Annotated in this window: 2 protein-coding genes; one reads left to right on the forward strand and one right to left on the reverse strand. The window is 69.6% G+C overall.

The window, feature by feature from the left end; genetic code table 11:
- Positions 1–581, reverse strand: a 581-nt coding sequence (locus tag VFS34_12435) for a response regulator (protein HET9795258.1), incomplete at its 3' end; no start/stop codon positions are given.
- A 112-nt stretch (positions 582–693) separates the two neighbouring features.
- Between VFS34_12435 and VFS34_12440 the strand changes: the two genes are divergently transcribed.
- A complete protein-coding gene (locus tag VFS34_12440; protein HET9795259.1) occupies positions 694–4005 on the forward strand; it encodes a glycosyl hydrolase in 3312 nt (1103 codons plus the stop codon).
- The last annotated feature ends 27 nt before the right edge of the window (positions 4006–4032 follow it).

A 4032-nucleotide genomic window follows, 5' to 3' on the forward strand; every position in this document is an offset into this window, starting at 1 on the left:
ACGTCGTGCCCAAAACGGTCGTTGACGGCCTTGAACTCGTCCACGTCGAGGAGGACGAGCGACAGGGCGTCGTCGTAACGCTTCGCGCCGATCGACTCGCGTTCGAGGTTCGCGTCGAACGAGCGCCGGTTCGGCAGGCCCGTCAGCGGATCCGTCGAGGCCAGGCGCGCGAGCTCGCGGTTCTTCTCCTCGAGCTCGGCCTGGAGGCGGCGCAGCGTCAGCCCGCCGTGGAGGCGGGCGAGGAGCTCGGCGACGTCGACGGGCTTGACGAGGTAGTCGTCGGCACCGATCGCGATTCCCTCCGCGCGCATCGGCCCCTCCCCGCGCGCGGAGGCGATGATCACGAAGACTCGGGCGAGCGCCGGGTCGCTCTTGATCGCTCGGGTGAGCGCGCCGCCGTCCAGGATCGGAAGCACCCAGTCGAGGAGCACCGCGTCGGGACACCACTTCCGGATCAGCACGAGCCCGGCGGCGCCGTCGGCGGCCGATTGCACCTCGTACCCGCCGCGCGTCAGCGCCCCGGCGAGGACCTCCCGATAGTTCGGATCGTCCTCCACGACGACCACTCTTCCACGCGTCAACGAATCACCCGCTTTCGGCCAACCCGAGGCAGACTCTATACCGCCCGCGATTTCGCGCCCTCCGGGAACCGGTTTTCGTAGAATGACCGGACCGTCGAAGGAGAGTTGCCCGATGAAGACGTTCCCGCGTTTCCTGCTCGCCGCCGCCGCTTCGGTCGCCGCCGCTCTGGCCTGCGCCGCGGAGGATCCGTTCGCCGGGTTCGTCCCCCGCGCCCTGGGGCCCGCGATGACGGGCGGACGCGTCGTTTCCTTCGCCGTCGACCCGGAGAACCCGGACCTCTTCTACGCGGGCCTCGCGTCGGGCGGCGTCTGGAAGACGATCAACGACGGGGTGACGTGGGCGCCGGTCTTCGAGCACGAACCGGTCTTCTCGATCGGCGCTCTCGCGATCGACCCGAAGGATCCCTCGGTGATCTGGGCGGGAACGGGGGAAGGCAACAGCACCCGCAGCGTCTCGTGGGGGGACGGGATCTACAAGTCCGTGGACGGCGGGAAGAACTGGAAGAACGTCGGCCTGAAGAACTCGGAGCGGATCGGCCGGATCGCCGTCGACCCCTACGACCCGAACGTCGTCTACGTCGCGGCCGAAGGGTCGCTCTGGGGACCGACCCCGGAGCGCGGCGTCTACAAGACCGAGGACGGCGGCAAGACCTGGAAGAACGTCCTCTTCGTCTCCGAACACACCGGCGCGGCCGACGTCGTCATCGACCCGGTCCATCCCGACGTCGTGTACGCGACGGCCTACCAGCGCGAGCGGCGGGCGTGGTCTTTCGTCGGCGGCGGACCCGAGAGCGCGATCTGGAAATCCAGCGACGCGGGGAAGAGCTGGAACAAGATCATGAACGGAATCCCGAAACGGGATCTCGGCCGCATCGGACTGTCCGTCTCCCCCGCCGATCCGCGCGTCGTCTACGCGACCGTCGAGGCGTCGGAGAAGAAGGGTGGCGTCTTCCGTTCGCTCGACGGGGGAGCGACCTGGGACAAGCGCAACGACCTGAACCCGACTCCCTGGTACTACAGCCAGATCACCGCGGACCCGAAAGCCCCCGGCCGGGTCTACGTCGTCGGCGAGGGGATGTTCGTCTCCGACGACGGCGGAAAGACGTTCCGCCACCTCAACGAGAAGGCCAAGCACGGCGATACGCACGTCGTCTGGATCGACCCCGCGCGAACCGAACACCTGCGCGCCGGCTGCGACGGCGGGATCTACGAGTCGTACGACGGCGGCGAGAGCTGGCGGTTCACCGCCAACATGCCCGTCACGCAGTTCTACCGGGTCGCGGTGGATCACCGGAAGCCGCATTACTTCGTCTACGGCGGCACGCAGGACAACAACACGGTCGGGGGACCCTCCGCGACCGACAGCGCTTCCGGGATCGTCAACGCCGACTGGTACGTGACCGTGGGCGGCGACGGGTTCTTCGCCCAGGTCGATCCCCAGGACCCGACGACCGTCTACAGCGAATCGCAGTACGGCGGCCTCGTCCGGTTCGACACCCGCACCGGCGGCCGCATCGGGATCGTGCCGCAGCCCGCTCCCGGCGAGGAGGCCTACCGCTGGAACTGGGACGCCCCGATCATCGTCTCGCCGCACGACCACCGCACGATCTATTTCGGAGCGAACTTCCTCTTTCGCAGCCGCGACCGCGGAGATTCGTGGGAGCGCCTGGGACCGGACCTCACGCGGCGGATCGACCGCGACACGCTTCCGATGATGGGCCGGTTCTGGGGAAGGAACGCGGTCGCGAAGAACGAAGGCATCGCGTACTTCGGGAACGTCTCGGCGCTCGCCGAATCGCCGAGGAAGGAAGGCCGGCTCTGGGTCGGGACCGACGACGGCCGGATCCAGACGACCGACGACGGGGGCGCGCACTGGAGGGCGATCGACAAATTTCCCGGCGTCCCCGACATGACGTACGTCTCGCGCGTGACTCCCTCCGCCCATGCCGACGACGTCGTCTACGCGGCGTTCGACGGCCACAAGAACCGCGATTTCGCGCCGCATCTCCTGCGGAGCGCGGACGGCGGGCGCACCTGGAAAGGGATCGAGGGCGATCTCCCGAAGACCTCGCCCGTCTACGTGGTGACCGAGGACCCGATCGACGCCGACCTGCTCTATGCGGGAACGGAATTCGGCGGGTTCTTCACGCGGGACGGGGGCGGGCACTGGACGAAGCTCCCCAACCTCCCGACGATCCCGGTGCTCGACATCGTCGTCCAGTCGGAGACGCACGACCTGGTCCTCGCGACCTTCGGCCGCGGCTTCTACGTCTACGACGACATCTCGCCGATCGAGAAGCTCCCCGCCGCGACGCTGTCCGGGCGGGCCGCGCTCGTCGGCGCCGCCGACGCGCGGCTCTACGTCCCGAGCCGGCCGCGCGGCGCGTTCCCGAAGGGGGATCAGGGAGACGACTTCTTCTACGCCGAGAACCCGCCGTACGGCGCGGTCTTCACGTACTACCTGAAGGACGAGCTCCAGAACGCTTCCGAGAAGCGGCGCAAGGACGCGGAGAAGCGGCTCGACGAGGCGGCCAACGCCGGGAAGAAAGACGCGGACGCCGGCAGGAAGAAGGACGGCGCGAAGGACGCGTCCGCGATGAGTCTCGACGAGGCGATCCGCGCCGCGAACCCGCGGACGTCGGCGGAGCTCGAGGAGCCGGAAAAGCCCGCGGCGGTCCTCACCGTCCTGGACGAGTCGGGGAAGCCGGTGCGCACGATCGAAGGACCCGCGTCGGCGGGGTTCCACCGGGTCGCCTGGGACATGCGGATGGCGCCGCCGTACCGCCGGCCCGGCGAGCCCAACGAGGAGTGGAACCCGGCGCCGAAAGGCCCGCTCGTCCTCCCCGGAACCTATTCGGTGGGCCTCGCGCTGCGCGTCGACGAAAAGACCGAGCCACTCGCGGGCCGCAAGACCTTCGCGGTCCGAACGGACGCCGACGCGGCCCTCTCCCCGGGCGATCGCCAGGCGCTTCACCAGGCGCTCGCCCGCCTTCGCCCGCTCCAGAACGCCGCCTGGGGAGCCGTCCGGTCGGTCGAGGAGGCGTGGAGCGATCTCGAAAAGGTCCCGGCGGCGATCGAAGACACGCCCGGCGCGCCGGAAGGACTGCGCGACCGTTACCGCGCGGCGCGGATGCGCCTCGAGACGATTCGCCGGGCGCTCGTCGGCGACCCGAAGCTCGCTTCGCTCAATCCCCCGCCGGCCATCGCGGACCGCGTCGATCGGGTCGCCGACGATCTGCGGCTCGCTTCCGCGGCCCCGACGAAGACGGACCTCGATCAGATGGCGGCCGCCGAAAAACTGCTCGCCGAGCAGATCGCGTCGTACACCGACTGGCGCGCGAAGGAGTTCGCCGGGTTGAACCGCGAGCTCGACGACGCCGGGGCGCCGTGGACCCCGGGAAGGACGCCGAGAATCGGGAAGTGAGCGGCCGCGGGGCCCGTGCGCCCGGCG

The organism is Thermoanaerobaculia bacterium (assembly GCA_035717485.1).
Taxonomy (GTDB): Bacteria; Acidobacteriota; Thermoanaerobaculia; order UBA5066; family DATFVB01; genus DATFVB01.